Raw genomic sequence first — 18052 nt, forward strand, 5'->3', positions numbered from 1 at the left:
ATCTCAACGAGCTGTTGGAGTCGAACAAAAGCTTAATGACGGTTTACCTGCTCAGGGAGCAACTCAAGGAGATGTGGTACTGCACAGATGAAGCCGAAGCCACGGCTCAATGGAACCTCTGGTGGCAACAAGTCAGAGAGAGCGGTATCAGGCCACTACTCCAATTTGGCCAGCGTCTTAAAAACTATCTTCATGGCATAGTTGCTTCAGCGGTTCATCCGTTGCACACCTGCCGACTAGAAGGGATGAACAACAAAATCAAACTGCTGAAGCGAATGGGCTATGGCTACCGGGATACCGAATACTTCTTTCTGAAAGTCAGAGAGGCGTTCCCCGGAGATCCGCGATGAACCAAAAAAAAACCGTACTCCCTGGTCGCAAGAAGCACGGATTAGAGCCATAGGGCTCAGTTTTTACCCTGAGTAACGGCTTTACTCTAGCAGTGCGTCAAAAAATTGGCAAGTGTTGCTTTATTGACTATTTTCGCCTGGGTGAGAGGTATAACAGCAAGATTTTTAGAACAAAAGCGCATATTTGCGAATTTTGACTCATTTTCCCGGATTGAAATGAAACCTTCCACCGGGTTGGGGGGTCAAAACTTCGGGATCGGAAATCAACTAAAGGAGGTTTCTCGTGCGTGTATTTCCTGTCTATGCTCCCAAGCTGATTGTCAAACACGTAAGGATATTCTTGACCGGCGCCGTCTGGGTGAAAGATCTGGGAAGATTAGAGTTTGATAAAGGGCGCTTTTTGCTGCCGAGAAAAAGCCTGCCAAAGGTAAAGCAGGCTATCATGGAATTGAACGAACTCATTGAAACTCAGAATAGCCAAGCTAAAACCGTTTAGATTCAGTTGACTTCGTCGTTGAGCAGACCAACAAGGCCGGTGACTTTCTCGTTCCACGAGTTGAGATCTTGCTGAAGTTGTTGGTTTTGCTCTATCAGATGGGCATTCTTCTGCTTTTCTTCTTCCAGCTCCATTTTCAGAAGCTCAATATTTTCGAGCGCGGCCTGGATCTTGGTCTCCAGTTTGGACAGTAATTCTAGGCTCATACAGGAGTCCTTAAATAGTTGGGCGAATGAGATATTGATTCTATCAGTGCCGCTGGCTTAAGGAATAGCTCTTATCTCCAAGTGTCCAAAAAATATGCGATAAAATTGGCTGTTTGGCAGTTTTTTTCACTTATCTGAACCACAACTGTCCCAAGCCGACTTTTGCCGGATAAAATAACGGTTTTCACCTGGAACCAAGCCGATGACAATTCAACGTATCGATACCAATCCGCGCATGAGCAGCATAGTGATCCACAACAACACGGTTTATCTCTGTGGTCAGGTTGCCAAGGATAAGTTTGCCGATATTCAGCAGCAGACCCGTACCATGCTCGAAGAGGTGGATGAACTGCTCAAGCGGGCTGGCAGTAGTCGTGAGCGGATCCTCTCTGCGACTATCTACCTGAAGCAGATGAGCGATTATGATGCCATGAATGCCATCTGGGATGCCTGGCTACCGGCGGGGCATGCACCGGCCAGAGCCTGTGTGGAGGCGGCTATTGCCGAACCCGAGTATCTGGTGGAAGTCTCGGTTATTGCGGCGATTTAAATCTCACAGCCTGCCGAGGCAATCAGCACTCGGCCAAACTCGGCGCCTTCCTGCTCAGGTGTGATAGCCAGCAGTTGATCCATTCGAATGGCGCGGTTGCTGGTGGCCGTTTGCACCAGCAGCCACTCGCTCTTGTCGGGACGGGTCTCGGTGATCAGCGCCTTGCCATGCAGTATCTCTCCTTGCAACAGCTCTATTTTCAGCGGATAACCGCGAATACAGGCCAACTCCAGGTAATCATAGCGGCCGCAATCTATGGCTTGGTAAGGTTTCATATCTTGGTCTTTTAGTTTGAAGTTAAATAATGCGCTTCCAGATGGAAGCTTGAGCTATCCAAAGTTGCACCTGCTTCCATGCAGAATGGTATAAAAGTAGTTCGAATTTTCACTTATACCAAAATAACTTGCAGTAAATTGTGAGACATAAACCTGTTGGGGGGAGTGGCTTGCTAAAGTCGCTGTATCGTCGTGGCTGTTAACCATGCCAATCGATTCAAGAAGAGATATTAAACAAAAAGCCCCATAAATGGGGCTTTTTAGAGGCTGGAGTTTGGCTAGAATCGATAGTCGACACTCAGGTACAGTTGCTGGGTGTTATCCAGTGCATATTTGCCTGAGTCTATCTTGTTGTCATAGTCCTGCTTCAGATAGCGATAACCTATCTCGGTATTGAGATTGTCGCTCAGCTTATACACCAGACCTGTCTGACCACCCCAGACAAAATTATTGTCTGATTCCAGGGCACCGCTGTCCGGTGCCGTGTGGTTGATACCAGCGCTGGCACCGACAAACCAGTTCAGTTTGTTGGCCTGATCCAAACCTATCAGGTAGTCATAGGAAACCAGTCCCATCTGCTGCTTGGCAAAGTCATCGCTGTTGTAGCTGTACGTCGCGTAGAGACGCTGGTTGGGGGTCAGGAAGGCACCACCACGCAGCATGTAGACGGCATTGCGATCATCATCGCTAAACTTGCCGCCATCAGTGGGCTTATGAGAGTAGTCATTTTGCTGCGCACCAACACCGCCGCCAACAAACCAGTCAGCTGCAAAAGAAGGGGCTGAGAAAGCGAGAGCCGCAGCGGAAGCCAGTACTAGAGATTGAATTTTCATAATTTACTCCTGGATCCGGGAAAGTCCGGATGGCTGTTTTTAAGCCGGGTCAACTTGTGTTCATCGGCAGGTTAGGACCGCTTTACTGAACTCCACCTGAATGAGAGCTGGATCGGGTTTTTAATCGTATGTATTGGCTTTTTGTGTTAAAAAACCTGATGTTAGAAATTCCAATTGTTGTGGGTCAGTGATGGGTTTGTGGTCGAAAAATAGACTGTTAACCTGAGGGAAAAGGGATGAGACTGGTATTTGTACACGGCTGGAGTGTGACGTCCACAGAGACCTATGGTTATTTGCCGCAGGCATTGGCCAAGCTGGCAGACACTGAGCTTGAGGTGAGTCATCTGCACCTGGGACGCTACATCAGTTTTCAGGACCAGGTGAAGTTGGAGGACGTTGCGCTGGCCTTCGAGTCTGCCAGACGTGAAGTGCTGGGGGATGAAGCTTTCGCGGTGATCACCCACAGCACTGGAGCAGCCGTGATACGTTGCTGGTTGGAGACCTTCTTCGGAGCCCAAAAATTGGCGGCTTGTCCCGTGACTCATATGATCATGCTGGCACCGGCCAACCACGGCTCCGCCTTGGCACAGCTTGGCAAGTCGCGCCTCGCCAGGATTAAGGCCTGGTTCGATGGATTGGAGCCGGGGCAGAAGATCCTCGACTGGTTGGAGCTGGGCAGCCTGGGGCAGGCTGCTTTAAGTAAAGCCTGGTTGAACTATGATTTTGAGGCCGCTCGGCTTTGGCCCTTGGTGCTGACCGGCGAAAGTATAGATGCGTCCCTCTATGATTATCTCAACTCCTATACCGCCGAGCCGGGCTCGGATGGTGTCGTGCGGGTCGCCGCGGCGAATATGAATTATGCTCGCCTGCGCCTGGTGGAGCAGGCACAGGAATGTGACAGCTTTGATGGTGCCTGCGTGGCCAAGCTGGCGCCGGAAAGTTTCATTCAGGCCCCTGTCAGTGGCTTCGGCATTATTCCCAAGGCCAGCCACAGCAAAGAGAAAATGGGGATCATGCGTTCCGTCAGCCGTAGAAACGCTGCCAACAAGCCGGTAGTGCAGGCGATTCTGAATTGGTTGAAGGTCGACTCGGTAGAGGCTTACCGCCGTGCCTGTCAGGAGCTTACGCGGCAAACCCAAAGCCGGACCACCAAGAAGCGTTACACCATGCTGGTGATTCGGGTGTGGGATGATACCGGCGCCGCCATAGAGGATTTCGATTTTTATCTGCTCAGTGGCGAGCAGTATCTGCCGGGTATTCTGCCAAGAGGCTTTATGCAGGATAAGCAGCGCAACCAGCAGAGCCCCAACTGCCTGACCCTGTATCTGGATGCCGCCAAGATGCAGACCCTGTCTCAAGGGAAAATCGGCTTTAAGTTGGTACCGCGCCCAGATGATGGCGCCTGTTATTATCGTGCGGTTGAGTTCCAGTCTGATGCCGGCGCGGTATCCAGGCTGTTAAAGGAGGACGCCACTTTGGAAGTGGATCTCTTGCTTAAGCGGCACAGGGATGCAGGGCTGTTTGCTCTGGTCAGCCCTGAAGAGGGCGGCGACTTTTCCAGCTTAGCTCCTCAGGGGGAACTTGCCGATATTTGATGGCTGAATTTTTTACAGTACTCCTGCTGGACACAGTCCTTGGTCCTCTTGACATTATTCCGGGCGCTCCCTAGTCTGCTTGAACAATAGTCAAGGTGGTAAGCAATGGAAATCAAGTATCAGTTAAAGCCCGCCGCAGAGCGTCGCTCAGAGCAGTTTTGCCCTGAAGGTAATGTTGGCTTTGGTCGTCTGCGCACCGACCATATGTTCATGATGGATTATTATGATGGCGAGTGGCGGGATCCCCGCATTGTCCCCTACGGTCCGTTTGAGATGGCTCCCGGCGCGATGGCGCTGCATTATGGTCAGAGTATTTTTGAGGGCGCCAAGGCCTTTATGCATGAAGACGGTGAGATTTATACCTTTCGTCTCAACAAGAATGCCGAACGCATGAACCGCTCTGCCGATATCGTCTGTATTCCCAATATTGATGAAGCCATGCAGCTTAAGGCGATCAACGCCCTTATCGATGTCGACCGTCTCTGGTTCCCCATGCAGGAGGGAGCTTGCCTCTATATTCGGCCCTTTATTTTTGCCACCGAAGACAGACTGTCAGTCAGCCCGGCCAACCGCTACACCTTCTGTGTGGTGATGAGCCCCAGCGGCGCCTACTATGGTGAGAGCCTCAATGCCATTCGCCTGCTGATCAGTAAAGAATTCCACCGTGCAGTATCCGGTGGTACCGGTGCCTCCAAGGCCGCTGGCAACTATGCCGCTTCACTGCGTGCCGGTAAGGCTGCCGCGGCTCACGGTGCTTCCCAGGTGCTGTATCTGGACTCGACCAATGAATATATCGAAGAAGCCGGGGCGATGAACCACTTCCATATTCTCAAGGATGGCACAGTGATCATCCCTGAGTTTACCGATACCATACTCAAGTCGATCACCTCGCAGTCTATTATTGAGCTGGCGCCACTGCTTGGCTGTGATGTCCGCCAGGAGCAGGTCAAACTGGATGATTTTATTGCAGGTGTCGAGTCGGGCGAGATCATCGAAGCCGGCGGTTTCGGCACAGCAGCCGTGGTTTCTCCGGTCGGCTCCTACATTTTTGAAGATGGCCGGGTGGTCACTGTTGGTGACGGCAAGGTGGGTGAACATATCAGTCGCATCTATCGAATTTTCACCGAAATCCAGAAAGGGCACAGACCGGGCCCACAAGGCTGGGTTTGCAAAGTGCCCAGGCTGGAGAAGGCATAAGCCAATAACTAATTATTGATAAAACGCGGCCATTTGAGCCGCGTTTTTTATGGGGTGATGCTATTTTCGGCCGAGTAAGGCTTGTGCTTGCGCTTCTGTCATTGGGCGCCCCAGCAGGAAGCCCTGTGCCTGATCGCAGCCCTGGGCGGCGAGGAAGTTAAGCTGGGCCTGGGTTTCTACCCCTTCTGCCACCACCTGTAACTCCAGGCTGTGAGCCAGGACTATGATGGCGCTGGTAATGGCGGCATCATCAGGATCTTTGGTGATATCACGGACAAACTCGCGGTCAATCTTCAAGGTGTTCAGCGGGAAACGCTTGAGATAGGCCAGACTGGAGTAGCCGGTACCGAAGTCATCGACCGCCAGGCTTAACCCCAACCCCTTCAGTTGATTGAGTATTTCCACTGATTCCAGCGGTTGCTGCATCACAGCCGACTCTGTCAGCTCTATCTCAAGTAGATCTGCAGCCAGACCATGCATGGCAAGAGCAACCTCTATGCTGGAAATAATGTCAGTCTGCAGCTGTTTGGCGGAGATATTGATCGCTATCGGAACCGCTTCCAGCCCCTGATTCTGCCAGCGCTCCAGTTGACTGCAGACACTCAGCAGTACCCACTGACCTATGGCGTTGACCAGGCCGGTTTCCTCGGCCAGCGGAATAAACTCCGCCGGAGAAATAGGTCCCAGATCCTGGCTTTCCCAGCGCAGCAGGGCCTCCATGCCGGTGAGTTTGCCGGTATGGACGCAGAATTTGGGTTGGTACAGCAGATAGAATTCGTCGCGATCCAGCGCCTGTTTCAGCCCGGCTTCCAGCTGCACATGGCGCACCGCATAGGCGTTGAGTTTAGCTGTGTAGAACTGGAAGTTATTGCGCCCCAGCGACTTGGCATGGTACATGGCGGTATCGGCAAACTTCAGCAATTCCAGCGCCTCTTCGGCATCATCCGGATAGAGGCTGATGCCTATGGATGGTGAAACATTGAGGCTGAAGTTCTCCAGTGCGAAGGGGCGCTCGAACGCCGCCAGCAGTTTTTCGGCGATAACGGTCGCCGCCTTGGTTTTTTGCAGGCCTTCGAGGATGATGATGAACTCGTCACCGCCCAGGCGGGCAACCGTATCTCCATCTCTTATCGCTTGGGTCAGTCTGGAGGAAACCGCTTTCAGCAGTTGATCACCCACATGATGGCCCAGAGAATCGTTAATGTGTTTGAACCTGTCCAGATCCAGAAACAGCAGGGCGACCATGTTACGGTTACGGTGCGCCTGGCGCAGGGCATGATCCAGTCTGTCCTGGAACAGAGTGCGATTGGGCAGGCCGGTGAGCTGATCATAGTTGGCCAACAGACGCAGGTCTTCCTCGGCCTGTTTGCGGTCTGTGATATCGGTAAATACCACCACGAAATGGCTGGCTTCGCCCTGGCTGTTGAGCACCTGATTGACTTCCATCCATACCAGCAGCGGCTGCTTGCTGTGGGTGCGGATCTGCACTTCACCGGACCAGTGTTTTTGGTTCAGCAATTGATGCTCTATCTGCTGATAGAAGCTTCTGGCGTAGAGTCCTCGGGTCAGGAACAGGAAAGACTTGCCGGAGATCTTCTGTTCGTTGAAGCCGGTCGTGCTGCAAAACGCCGGATTGACCGAGATGATGCGGTAGTTGAGATCGCAGACCACCACAGACTCATTCATGCTTTCCAGTACCTGGGACGATAGCCGCAGTGCCTCTTCCTGGCCACGGCGCATGCTGATATCCGTGTAGGTGCCCGCCAGGCGCAGTGGTTTGCCACTACGGTCGCGTTCGACGATTTTACCGCGATCCAACACCCAGCCCCAGTGCGTGTTGCCAAGCTTGATACGATACTCGGCCTCGAAGAATTCGGCATCCCCCTGCAGGTAGCTCTCCAGTGCCGCTTGAACATGGGGCCTGTCGTCGGGATGTACCAGCGCCATCTGCCGACTGGCGTTGGTTTCCAGTGGTGTTTCCGAGCCTTGTTTGGGGCCGGTAACGAAGAAGCGATCGTCTTCCAACTGCCAGTCCCACATCCGGTCACCCGAGCCCCAGAGCGCCAGTTTCAGCCTCTCTTCAGAAAGCTGGATATTGGACTGTGTTTGCTGCTCGAGACGACGTTGCGACAGGAAACGCCTTAGCCAGAGGCCAAACAACAACAGCGCCAGTGCCAGATAAAACAGATTAGCCAGGGTGGTGCGGTAAAAAGGGGCCGGCACTGTGAGTTTTAACAACAGTTGCTCATGTCCTTCGGGATTGTGCTGCAACTGATGGCGGGCAAACAGCCGATAGTCGCCGGGCGCCAAATTGGTATAGCTGATCTCGTGCAGCGACTGGGCCGGATGCCAACTCTTGTCCCAGCCCTCAAGGAAAAAGCTGAATCTGTGGCGTTGGGGATAGGCAAAATCCAGTGCCGTGATCTCAAAGCTTATTAACTGCTCACTGTAGGGAATCGTCAGCTCGGGTATATGGCCAAGATCCAGCCTGGGAAAATAGCTGTTGCCCAGGCGGTAACCGGCCAGGGCCAGTTTGGGTTGTTTGCGTACCTTGGGCACCTGCTGAGGGTAGAAATGGTTCAACCCATTGATGCCTCCAAACCAGATACTGCCATCCTTGTCCTGCCAACTGACATTGCCGTTGAATTCCAGCGCCTGCAAACCTTCATATTCGTTGAAGGTCAGCACCTTTTCCTTGTCGATGGCAAAGCGGCTGATCCCTGAATTACTGCTGAGCCAGAGGTCGCCGCTCTTGTCTTGCTCCATGGCATAGACGGTATTGCCCGGTAATCCCTGATTACGGCCGAAGTGTTGCAGCTCATCCTGGCGCAGGCGACTGAGGCCACCGTGAGTGGCAAACCAGATATTGCCGTCCCTGTCTCTGAGAATATCCCGCACCATGGGATTGGCCAGGCGATCACCGCGGATGATCTGTTGTTGGCCCGTGTCAGGTTGCAGCCAGTAAGCGCCATTGGTGGTGCCGACCCAGATGCCATTGTTGGCCGTGGTCAGGCTGAGGATCATCTGCGACTGTGGCCCTTCTTCAAGATACTCGTTGACAAAGTGGGCCTGGAAAACACCGGTTTCCGGGTCGAAATGGTATAAAGTGTTGCCGGCACCGAGCCAGATCTGTTCATCTGGGCTGATGATCAAATCGCGAATACCGGGTTCGTTGCCCGGGGGCCGATAGAGCTGCATTTGGCCGCTTTTGTTCAGTCTTATCAAGCCTTCACTGCTGGCCAGCCATAGCCTCCGGCGGCTGTCCTCGGTAATCGCCCTGATAGTGAGGTCCAAAAAGGATTCATCCTGCCCAAGTAGTTTGGCAAGCTGGCTGTTGTGGGAGAAAAATCGGCCATCTTGATCCATATGAAATAAGCCGGCCCTGTCGGTGCCCAAATACAGCAAGCCGTCGCCGGAGCGGAAAATGGCACGGATATTGTTGTCCCGCTGGCGCTCCAGGGGTTGTTGATTGTTGTAGATATGCTCGAAGTACTGCCGGGCCAGGTTCACCTTGTCTATGCCTGAAAACAGGCTGCCAATCCACAGAATACCGTTGTTGTCCTGCAGCAGGCTGTAGACATCATTATCGCTGAGGCTATTGGGATCGGATGGGTCATAGCGATAGTGCCTGGCTTGCCACTGGCCTTCTTTAAGCTGTAGCTGGATAAGCCCCGTCTGTTGGCCCCCTAGCCAGATGCCGCCCCTGCTGTCAAAGATAAACTCCAGAATGCCCCGATTGGGCGTTGGCAGCCGGTAGATGAACTCTGGGTTTTTCAGCCCGGGCGGATAACGCCAGAGTGCGTCATCGATAACCAGCCACAGGGCGCCATCTTCGCTCTGGCGAGCCTGTAGCGGATGACCATGTTCGGCATCGGGTAAGGGCAGGGGCTTGAGTCCTTCATTACGCAAAACCAGCAAACCATCACTTTGGGTGCCAATCAGCAGGGCATCTTTTCCTATGGGAGTCAGTACCCGGATATCGGCGCTGATATTTTGCCCCAGTGACAACTCATGCAGCTCACCGCTGACCGTATCCAGGGCGTAGAGTCCATTGCCGCTTCCAACCCAGAGTGTCTCACCCACCAGAGTCAGGCGGTTGATTCTTTTGCTGTTGATCCCCTTGTCACGGCCAACGGGAGTGAATACTCCCGTCTGTAGATCCAGGCGATTCAGTCCGCCGTTGAAGGTGCCTATCCACAACTGCCCCCGGCTATCCTGCAGTATGTCGGTGACATGATTATCCGACAATGTCTGGCTGTGGTAGGGGTCATGTTGAAACAGAGTAAATTCGATGCCGTTGTAACTGTGCAGCCCATCCTGGGTGCCAATCCACAAAATGCCCGCCTTGTCCTGGTAGAGGCTGGTGATGCTGTTCTGATTCAGGCCATTCATGCTGCTGACATGCTGGAATCTGAGCTGGGGCGCAGGTTCTGCCCTGAGCTCAAACAGGCAGACAGATAACAGTAGCGCGGCGAGTAGGCAGCAGATCCGAGACAAGAGGCCCTCTTTTTCCAGTAGGTTTTTGATTGGTGAGAATTTATTTTATAACAGATTTCTTTTCTCAGTTTGGCAAACTTTATCGCACTTTATCCTACTTTGTTGCCCAGTTGATAACAGAAAGGAAAAAAGGCCCCGCCGGAAGGGAGGAAGCGGAGCCTTTTGGAAAGGGGGAGAGGCAATCGACAGCTGTGTTATCAACGACTGCCATCGAAAGCCAAGCTACTGTTAGAAACTGTCGTCCGGAATCCGTACTGCGCCTTCCATCAGGATGCGCGCCGAGCGACTCATGATGGCCTTGGTCACCTGCCACTGGCCGTCCTTGAACTCGGCTTCGGCGCCGACTTTCAAGGTGCCAGATGGGTGGCCGAAGCGTACCGAACTGCGCTTACCGCCGCCGGCCGCCAGGTTAACCAGGGTGCCCGGGATAGCCGCGGCCGTGCCTATGGCCACTGCCGCCGTGCCCATCATGGCGTGGTGCAATTTACCCATGGACAGGGCGCGAACCAGGAGGTCAACATCGGTTTCGGCCAGCTGTTTGCCACTGGATACCTGATGCGCCTGCGGTTTGGCTACAAACGCTACCTTGGGAGTGTGTTGGCGGGTTTCGGCTTCGGATAGCTCCTTAATCAACCCCATGGCCAGCGCGCCGTGTGCCCTAAGCAGCTCAAAGCGAGCCAGCGCCTCGGGATCGCCGTTGATCTCCGGCTGCAATTCGGTGCCTTGATAGCCGAGATCGGCGGCATTGACGAAAATGGTCGGGATCCCGGCGTTGATTAGCGTCGCCTGAATTTTACCGCTGTGGTGTACTTCGGCGGGAACCGTCAGCTCATCCACCAGCTTGCCGGTAGGGAACATGGCACCGCCGTCTTCTCCGTCATCGGCTGGGTCGATAAATTCCAGCACAATTTCGGCGGCGGGGAAGGTGACACCGTCGAGCTCAAAGTCACCGGTTTCCTGCACTTCACCGGCGCTGACCGGCACCTTGGCGATAATGGTCTTGCCGATATTGGCCTGCCAAATCCGCACTTCGCAGATGCCGTTTTCCGGTACCCGTTCAGGAGCAACCAGACCGGCATGCAGGGCAAAGGCGCCTGCCGCAGTGGAAAGGTTGCCGCAGTTGCCGCTCCAGTCGACAAAGGGCTTATCTATGGAGACCTGACCATAGAGGTAGTCTACGTCGTGACCGGGAACCTGGCTGGCATTCATGATCACGCATTTGCTGGTACTCGAGGTCGCGCCGCCCATGCCGTCTGTGTGTTTGCCGTAGGGGTCCGGGCTGCCGATGACCCGCATCAACAAGGCGTCGCGGGCCGGGCCGGGCACTCTGGCCACCTCGGGCAGATCGTCCAGGCGGAAGAACACTCCCTTACTGGTGCCGCCGCGCATATAGGTGGCGGGAATTTTTATCTGTGGTTTAAATGCCATGGCATTGGATCCTTTGAGATAAATATTTTTATCAGTCGGCCATAACCTTGGCTATGGCCGACTTGGTCACGCATCAAGGGCCGGCTTAAACATTGCCCTGCAAGAAGTCCTGCGCGAAACGCTGCAGTACACCACCGGCTTCATAGATGGTTACTTCCTCAGCGGTATCCAGGCGGCAGCGCACAGGTACTTCCACCGTTTCGCCATTGCTGCGATGCAGCAACAGGGTCAGGGTGGCACCGGGAGTGCGCTCGCCGAGAACGTCGAAGGTTTCTGTGCCATCTATGCCCAGAGTTAGCCTGTCGGTCCCAGGGAAAAACTCCAGCGGCAGCACGCCCATGCCTATCAGGTTGGTTCTGTGAATGCGCTCGAAGCCTTCGGCCACAATTGCCTCGACTCCGGCCAGACGCACGCCCTTGGCGGCCCAGTCTCGGCTGGAGCCCTGGCCATAGTCTTTACCGGCTATGATGCACAGCGGTTGCTTGCGCTCCATGTAGGTTTCTATCGCTTCCCACATGCGTACCTGTTGCCCTTCGGGCTCGATACGGGCCAGTGAGCCCTGGATCACCTTGCCGCTATCGTCCTTCACCATTTCGTTGAACAGTTTGGGGTTGGCAAAGGTGGCCCGTTGAGCCGTCAGATGATCACCCCTGTGGGTGGCGTAGGAGTTGAAGTCTTCCTCCGGCAAGCCCATCTTGGCCAGGTATTCACCGGCGGCGCTGGATGGCAGAATGGCGTTCGATGGCGACAGGTGATCCGTGGTGATGTTGTCACCCAATACCGCCAGTGGCCGCATCCCCTTGAGCGCACGTTCACCGGCCAGGGCACCTTCCCAGTAGGGCGGACGGCGGATATAGGTGCTCATTGGGCGCCAGTCATACAGAGGGTCGACCCCATCACCATATTCCACGGCGATATTGAACATGGGCTCATACACCTTGCGGAACTGCTCCGGCTTGACCGACGACTTGACGATGGCATCTATCTCTTCGTCGCTGGGCCAGATGTCCTTGAGGGTTACGGCGTTGCCGTTCTGATCTGTGCCGAGTGCGTCTTTCTCTATGTCGAAACGCACAGTCCCTGCAATGGCGTAGGCCACAACCAAAGGTGGCGAGGCCAGGAATGCCTGCTTGGCATAGGGGTGGATCCGGCCATCGAAGTTACGGTTACCGGACAATACCGCGGTGGCGTACAGATCTCTGTCGATCACTTCCTGTTGGATTTTGGGATCGAGCGCGCCGCTCATGCCGTTACATGTGGTACAGGCGAAGGCGACTATGCCAAAGCCCAGCTGTTCCAGGTAAGGCAATAGTCCTGCCTCGCGCAGATAGAGGTCCACCGCCTTGGAACCGGGTGCCAGAGAGGTCTTGACCCAAGGCTTGCGTACCAGGCCTTTTTCCACCGCGTTGCGGGCGATAAGACCGGCGGCAATCACGTTACGTGGGTTACTGGTGTTGGTACAGCTGGTGATGGCGGCGATAATCACGGCGCCGTCCGGCATCAGGCCTTCTTGCTGCTCTACCTTGCCGGCAATGCCTTTGGCGGCCAAGTCGCTGGTGGCCAAACGGGCGTGCGGGTTGGAAGGACCGGCCATGTTGCGCACCACGGAGGAGAGATCGAACTCCAGTACCCGCTCATATTCGGCGCCTTCGAGGCTGTCGGCCCACAGACCCGTGGTCTTGGCATAGTTTTCCACCAGCGCTACCTGCTCGTCATCACGGCCGGTGAGGCGCAGATAATCTATGGTTTGCTGATCGATATAGAACATGGCGGCAGTGGCGCCATATTCGGGAGTCATGTTGGAGATGGTCGCCCTGTCACCCAGGGTCAGGCTGGCGGCGCCTTCACCGAAGAATTCCAGATAGGCACCCACCACCCGCTCCTTACGCAGGAATTCGGTCAGCGCCAGCACTATATCCGTGGCGGTAATGCCGGGAGCGGCCTTGCCGGTCAGCTTGACGCCGACTATGTCCGGCAGGCGCATCCAGGAGGCGCGGCCGAGCATCACGCTTTCGGCTTCCAGGCCACCCACGCCTATGGCGATCACCCCGAGGGCATCCACGTGTGGTGTGTGGCTGTCGGTGCCGACACAGGTGTCCGGGAAGGCTACACCGTCGCGGCTCTGGACCACGGGGGACATCTTCTCCAGGTTGATCTGGTGCATGATGCCGTTACCGGGCGGGATCACATCGACGTTTTTAAAGGCCGTCTTGGTCCAGTTGATAAAGTGGAATCTGTCTTCGTTGCGTCTGTCTTCAACGGCGCGGTTTTTCTCGAAGGCATCCGCTTCAAAGCCGGGGTGTTCCACTGCCAGAGAGTGATCCACAATCAGTTGGGTTGGCACCACAGGGTTAACCTTGGCCGGATCGCCCCCCTTGTCGGCGATGGCATCACGCAGACCGGCCAAATCAACCAGTGCTGTTTGGCCGAGAATGTCGTGACACACCACCCGCGCCGGGAACCAGGGGAAGTCCAGATCCCGTTTGCGTTCGATAATCTGTTCGAGGAAGTCGTTGAGCCTGCCTGGCTCGGCGCGGCGGACCAGGTTTTCAGCCAACACCCGCGAGGTGTAGGGCAGTTTGGCATAGGCTCCGGGGCTGATGGCCTCGACCGCGGCGCGGGTATCGAAATACTCAAGGCTGGTGCCGGGCAGGGGAATTCGGTAATTGGTATTCATGAGTTCTGTCCACTGAGAAGCAACTGCAAAAAGAGCCGGGCCCCTGCTCACTTGGGTGCCCGCTCTTGCTCATTCATCGGGCGGCCGTTTGGCCGCCGCCGGGATCAACGCTCGCTGAGAGGCGTCACCTTGCGTGGCTCAACCCCAACATAATCGGCACTCGGGCGGATAATGCGGTTGTTGGCGCGTTGCTCCATCACGTGCGCGGCCCAGCCGGTGAGGCGGGAGCAAACGAAGATGGGAGTAAACAGCTTGGTGGGGATCCCCATGAAGTGATAGGCACTGGCGTGGAAGAAGTCGGCGTTACAGAAGAGTTTCTTCTCTTCCCACATCAGGGCTTCACAGGCAACAGAAACGCGATAGAGGCGATCATCACCATATTCCTGCGCCAGCTTTTCCGACCACTCTTTGATGATCACGTTGCGGGGGTCAGACTCGCGGTAGATGGCGTGACCAAAGCCCATGATCTTCTCTTTGCGCTCCAGCTTGCCCTTGAGCACTTCGCGGGCATGGTTTTCATCGCGCATATCCTGAATCAGCTCCATCGCCGCCTCGTTGGCGCCGCCGTGCAGAGGGCCGCGCAGTGAGCCAATGGCGCCCGTGATGCAGGAATGCATGTCAGACAGGGTAGAGGCGCAAACCCGGGCGGTGAAGGTAGAGGCGTTGAATTCGTGCTCGGCGTAGAGGATCAGTGACACATCCATAACCCGGGCATGCAGGGCCGATGGGGCTTCGCCGTGCAGCAGGTGCAGGAAGTGGGCGCCTATCTGGTCGTCATGGGTTTCTGTGTCTATACGCACGCCGTCATGGCTGTAGCGATACCAGTAACAGATGATGGAAGGAAATGCCGCCAGCAGACGGTCGGCCACTTCGCTCTGTTCGGAGAAATCTTTTTCGGTCTCCAGGTTACCCAGCATGGAGCAACCGGTACGCATAACGTCCATAGGGTGGGCATCGGCCGGGATCCGCTCCAGCACCTCTTTCAGTGCCTGTGGCAGGCCGCGCATGCCTTTGAGTTTCTGACGATAGGCCGCCAGTTGCGTTTCGGTGGGCAGTTCGCCGTAAAGGATCAGGTAGGCCACTTCCTCGAAGCTGACGTTTTCGGCCAGATCTTTGACGTCATAGCCGCGGTAGGTCAGGCCTGAGCCGGACTTACCGACTGTGCTCAGTGAAGTTTCGCCTGCGCTTTGGCCGCGTAATCCGGCGCCGCTCAGTTTCTTGTCAGTCATAATGCATTCCCTCTTCCGTTACACTCTTGTCAATTTGTTGGCCAGCCATGGCTGGTTTGGTATGCGGTTGCCTTTTTCAGCGCTCTGGGGTGCTGTGTAGGGCGGCAACCCCGGGTGTTTCTTGGGGCAAACCCTGCAACCGGCGCGTCTGCGCCGGTCAATCATCCCTGGATTCAGCCGTTACTTTTGGCTGAACAGCTCATCGAGCTTGGTTTCGTAGTGGTGGTAGCCGAGGAACTTATACAGTTCTTCACGGGTTTGCATGGCATCGACCACATTGCGTTGATGACCGTCGGTCATCAGTGCCTGCATCACTTTCAGGGCGGCCAGGTTGGCGGCGCGGAAGGTGCTCAGTGGGTAGAGCACCATGTCGGCACCGGCTTCGGCCAGTTGTTCCTTGTTGAACAGTTCTGTCTTGCCGAATTCGGTCATGTTGGCCAGGATCGGGGCGTTGACGGCCGCCTTGAATCGACGGTACTGATCCAGCTCGGTCAGCGCCTCGGCAAAGATCATGTCGGCGCCCGCCTCGATATAGGCCTGGGCGCGTTCGATACCTGCATCCAGTCCTTCCACGGCAACCGCGTCTGTGCGGGCCATGATGACGAAGTTCTCATCTGTGCGGGCATCCACAGCGGCCTTGATACGGTCAACCATCTCTTCGGTGCTGACCACGGCCTTGTTGGGTCTGTGACCACAGCGCTTCTGTGACACCTGATCTTCCATATGCACGGCGGCGACACCGGCCTTTTCAAATTCCTTGATGGTGCGGGCAATGTTGAAGGCGCCGCCCCAGCCTGTGTCTATGTCGACCAGCAGCGGCAGTTCGGTGGCCGATGTGATGCGGCCGGCATCGATCAGTACATCGTTCATTGAGGTCATGCCGAGATCCGGCAGGCCGTAAGAGGCATTGGCGACACCGGCACCGGAAAGGTACAGGGCCTGAACACCGGATTGCTCGGCCATCAGGGCGAAATAGGCATTGGTGGTTCCCACGATTTGAAGTGGCTTGGCCTTGGCCAGAGCCTGGCGGAATCTGAGTCCTGCGCTGCGAGTCATCTGTTTGCTTCCTTATATTGAGTCCAGGGCGGCATGCTCCGCCTGAAGCTGTTTGAGTCTGAGTTCGGTATTGCGCCGTCCCTGCTCGATATGACGGCGCATCAGCAAGCCGGCCAGTTCGGCATCGCGCTGGGCTATGGCTTCGACTATGCGTCTGTGCTCGGCGATGGCTTTGACCGGGCGGTTCTTATTGGTGCATTGATAGCGATACATTCTCAGCAGGTGATATAAGCCGCCGATCAGGGTTTCCTGCAGGTGCTTATTACCGCTGGCGCGGATGATCTGGTAGTGAAAGTCCACATCACCCTCTTCCTGAAAATAGGTATCGCCTTCTGCCAGCGCCGCTTCCTGACGGGCCAGCAGTTGCCACAACTGGTCGAGCTGCTCATCGGATATCCGTTTGGCGGCCAGTTCACAGGCCATGGCTTCCAGCGTGCTGCGCAGTTCGTAGAGGTCGTTGAGCTCGGCCACAGTCATGGCGGCGACTCTGGCGCCCACATGGGGGATACGTACTACCAAGCGCTGACGCTCGAGGATATGCAAGGCCTCACGGGTTGGACCGCGGCTGATACCGTACTTGAGTGCCAGCGCCTGCTCGTTGATCTTGCTGCCGGGAGCCAACTCACCCTTGATGATGCTGGTCTGAATTTGCACCAGGATCTGATCCACCAGGGTACTGCTCTTCTCCGGAGTGGCTTTATCAACGCCGTTTTTGTCCAATACAGGTGCCTGAGTCACTGCTTAAGTTTCGCTCGATTGTTAACAATGGTTCGACATTAGATGTGATCTGGGTCATTGTCAACAATACCTTTACCTAGACGTAAGTCTAATATTTTGGTGTTTTTGGTATTTAAAATCTTATATAACATTGCGTTAAGTTTATTTTTTAAACTTGCTGTTAGCATGGGTTTACACTTGCTATTGCAACTATTGTCGACAATCTTGTTTTAAACAGTTTTCTTGAGGGGCGACTGATAGAATGCTCCTTGTCAGCGGCAGACAAGGAAAAGAGCGAAGCTTGTTATCCGTAGCAGTGCCCCAGACCCTGGGCCGTTAAACAGAGAGAATGAGCCACTGCCAATTAGGCGAGGGCGGTTCCCCGGAGTGAATCGTCCGAGTGATGAGAGAGGCAAGAGTGACAAGAGTGGACAAAGTATGAGCGCAGAAATCATCAACACAGCAAAACCGAATCGGATATTGATAAGCGCCTGTTTATTGGGGCAAGAAGTACGCTATGACGGTGGCCATAACTTGCTCAATGATGCCAGAGTGCAGCTATGGCAGGCCCAAGGGCGGTTTGTGCCTTTCTGCCCCGAGTGCGCCGGCGGCTTGCCGACACCCAGAGCACCGGCCGAACAGATACAGGGACGAGTGCTGACCTGTGACGGTGAGGACGTGACAGAGGCCTTTGAGCGAGGCGCCGAGCTGGCACTGGCCAAGGCGCAGCAACAGCAAGTGGTTGCGGCCATTCTCAAGGCCCGCAGTCCTTCCTGTGGTAAAGGCAAGATTTACGATGGCAGCTTCTCCCGCCAACTCATAGAGGGCGACGGCGTGACCGCCGCCTTGCTGATGCGCCATGGTATTCAAGTGTTCAGCGAATTTGAGCTGGACGCCGCCGAGAACTATCTGACTGAATGTGATAAAAGCGCTTGAGTCGAAATAC

15 protein-coding genes are annotated in these 18052 nt (G+C 55.1%); 6 read left to right on the plus strand and 9 right to left on the minus strand.

What is annotated here, in order from left to right:
- A partial coding sequence (locus tag N512_RS0117380) for a transposase (RefSeq protein WP_028781132.1) occupies nucleotides 1-350 on the plus strand: 350 nt, incomplete at its 5' end.
- Nucleotides 351-633: 283 nt separating this feature from the next.
- Nucleotides 634-846 (plus strand): DUF1107 domain-containing protein, encoded by a 213-nt coding sequence (locus N512_RS0117385; protein ID WP_025010850.1) that lies wholly within the window; start codon nucleotides 634-636, stop codon nucleotides 844-846.
- A gap of 2 nt (nucleotides 847-848) precedes the next feature.
- Here N512_RS0117385 and zapB read toward each other — a convergent pair whose 3' ends face one another.
- The gene (gene zapB, locus N512_RS0117390) at nucleotides 849-1052 is read right to left on the minus strand and encodes a cell division protein ZapB (RefSeq protein WP_025010851.1); all 204 of its coding nucleotides are present in this window, start codon (nucleotides 1050-1052) and stop codon (nucleotides 849-851) included.
- Nucleotides 1053-1254: 202 nt separating this feature from the next.
- Here zapB and N512_RS0117395 point away from each other — a divergent pair, with 202 nt between their 5' ends.
- A complete protein-coding gene (locus tag N512_RS0117395) occupies nucleotides 1255-1602 on the plus strand; it encodes a RidA family protein (RefSeq protein ID WP_028781133.1) in 348 nt (115 codons plus the stop codon).
- On the opposite strand, the gene N512_RS0117400 is transcribed toward N512_RS0117395, so the two are convergent.
- Entirely contained in the window at nucleotides 1599-1877 is a 279-nt protein-coding gene (locus N512_RS0117400) for a Rho-binding antiterminator (protein ID WP_028781134.1), read from the minus strand. The genes N512_RS0117395 and N512_RS0117400 overlap by 4 nt on opposite strands.
- Before the next feature lie 278 nt (nucleotides 1878-2155).
- Nucleotides 2156-2710, minus strand: a complete 555-nt coding sequence (locus tag N512_RS0117405) for an outer membrane beta-barrel protein (RefSeq protein WP_025010852.1) — start codon at nucleotides 2708-2710, stop codon at nucleotides 2156-2158.
- A 236-nt stretch (nucleotides 2711-2946) separates the two neighbouring features.
- On the opposite strand from N512_RS0117405, the gene N512_RS0117410 reads away from it, so the two are divergent.
- Complete coding sequence (locus tag N512_RS0117410) at nucleotides 2947-4305, plus strand: alpha/beta hydrolase (protein WP_028781135.1); 1359 nt, start codon at nucleotides 2947-2949, stop codon at nucleotides 4303-4305.
- Nucleotides 4306-4410: 105 nt separating this feature from the next.
- Nucleotides 4411-5502, plus strand: coding sequence for a branched-chain amino acid aminotransferase (locus tag N512_RS0117415; protein WP_028781136.1), 1092 nt, complete (start codon nucleotides 4411-4413; stop codon nucleotides 5500-5502).
- 60 nt (nucleotides 5503-5562) lie between these two features.
- Here N512_RS0117415 and N512_RS23280 read toward each other — a convergent pair whose 3' ends face one another.
- The 6 genes from N512_RS23280 to N512_RS0117445 all read right to left on the minus strand — a co-directional run bounded on the left by N512_RS23280 (nucleotide 5563) and on the right by N512_RS0117445 (nucleotide 17127).
- The gene (locus tag N512_RS23280) at nucleotides 5563-9999 is read right to left on the minus strand and encodes an EAL domain-containing protein (protein WP_051472851.1); all 4437 of its coding nucleotides are present in this window, start codon (nucleotides 9997-9999) and stop codon (nucleotides 5563-5565) included.
- A gap of 228 nt (nucleotides 10000-10227) precedes the next feature.
- Nucleotides 10228-11427, minus strand: a complete 1200-nt coding sequence (gene prpF, locus N512_RS0117425) for a 2-methylaconitate cis-trans isomerase PrpF (protein ID WP_028781137.1) — start codon at nucleotides 11425-11427, stop codon at nucleotides 10228-10230.
- An 85-nt stretch (nucleotides 11428-11512) separates the two neighbouring features.
- Nucleotides 11513-14104, minus strand: a complete 2592-nt coding sequence (gene acnD / locus N512_RS0117430) for a Fe/S-dependent 2-methylisocitrate dehydratase AcnD (RefSeq protein ID WP_028781138.1) — start codon at nucleotides 14102-14104, stop codon at nucleotides 11513-11515.
- A gap of 104 nt (nucleotides 14105-14208) precedes the next feature.
- On the minus strand, nucleotides 14209-15336 hold the full coding sequence (gene prpC, locus N512_RS0117435; RefSeq protein ID WP_165768832.1) for a bifunctional 2-methylcitrate synthase/citrate synthase: 1128 nt from the start codon (nucleotides 15334-15336) through the stop codon (nucleotides 14209-14211).
- 177 nt (nucleotides 15337-15513) lie between these two features.
- Complete coding sequence (gene prpB, locus N512_RS0117440; protein ID WP_025010856.1) at nucleotides 15514-16389, minus strand: methylisocitrate lyase; 876 nt, start codon at nucleotides 16387-16389, stop codon at nucleotides 15514-15516.
- Nucleotides 16390-16401: 12 nt separating this feature from the next.
- On the minus strand, nucleotides 16402-17127 hold the full coding sequence (locus N512_RS0117445; protein WP_028781140.1) for a GntR family transcriptional regulator: 726 nt from the start codon (nucleotides 17125-17127) through the stop codon (nucleotides 16402-16404).
- A gap of 417 nt (nucleotides 17128-17544) precedes the next feature.
- On the opposite strand from N512_RS0117445, the gene N512_RS0117450 reads away from it, so the two are divergent.
- Nucleotides 17545-18042 carry a DUF523 domain-containing protein gene (locus N512_RS0117450; protein ID WP_051472852.1) on the plus strand — a complete coding sequence of 166 codons (498 nt, stop codon included), beginning with the start codon at nucleotides 17545-17547 and terminating at the stop codon, nucleotides 18040-18042.
- The last annotated feature ends 10 nt before the right edge of the window (nucleotides 18043-18052 follow it).

Origin of the sequence: Shewanella sp. 38A_GOM-205m, assembly GCF_000518445.1 — a bacterium.
GTDB lineage: Bacteria > Pseudomonadota > Gammaproteobacteria > Enterobacterales > Shewanellaceae > Shewanella > Shewanella algae.

What these genes read in the sequence shown, in the direction of transcription:
- N512_RS0117400 (WP_028781134.1), bottom strand. Translation starts at nt 1,877, where the DNA reads ATGAAACCTTACCAAGCCATAGATTGCGGCCGCTATGATTACCTGGAG.
- N512_RS0117415 (WP_028781136.1), top strand. Translation starts at nt 4,411, where the DNA reads ATGGAAATCAAGTATCAGTTAAAGCCCGCCGCAGAGCGTCGCTCAGAG.
- prpB (WP_025010856.1), bottom strand. Translation starts at nt 16,389, where the DNA reads ATGACTCGCAGCGCAGGACTCAGATTCCGCCAGGCTCTGGCCAAGGCC.
- zapB (WP_025010851.1), bottom strand. Translation starts at nt 1,052, where the DNA reads ATGAGCCTAGAATTACTGTCCAAACTGGAGACCAAGATCCAGGCCGCG.
- N512_RS0117410 (WP_028781135.1), top strand. Translation starts at nt 2,947, where the DNA reads ATGAGACTGGTATTTGTACACGGCTGGAGTGTGACGTCCACAGAGACC.
- prpF (WP_028781137.1), bottom strand. Translation starts at nt 11,427, where the DNA reads ATGGCATTTAAACCACAGATAAAAATTCCCGCCACCTATATGCGCGGC.
- N512_RS0117405 (WP_025010852.1), bottom strand. Translation starts at nt 2,710, where the DNA reads ATGAAAATTCAATCTCTAGTACTGGCTTCCGCTGCGGCTCTCGCTTTC.
- N512_RS0117395 (WP_028781133.1), top strand. Translation starts at nt 1,255, where the DNA reads ATGACAATTCAACGTATCGATACCAATCCGCGCATGAGCAGCATAGTG.
- acnD (WP_028781138.1), bottom strand. Translation starts at nt 14,104, where the DNA reads ATGAATACCAATTACCGAATTCCCCTGCCCGGCACCAGCCTTGAGTAT.
- N512_RS0117450 (WP_051472852.1), top strand. Translation starts at nt 17,545, where the DNA reads ATGAGCGCAGAAATCATCAACACAGCAAAACCGAATCGGATATTGATA.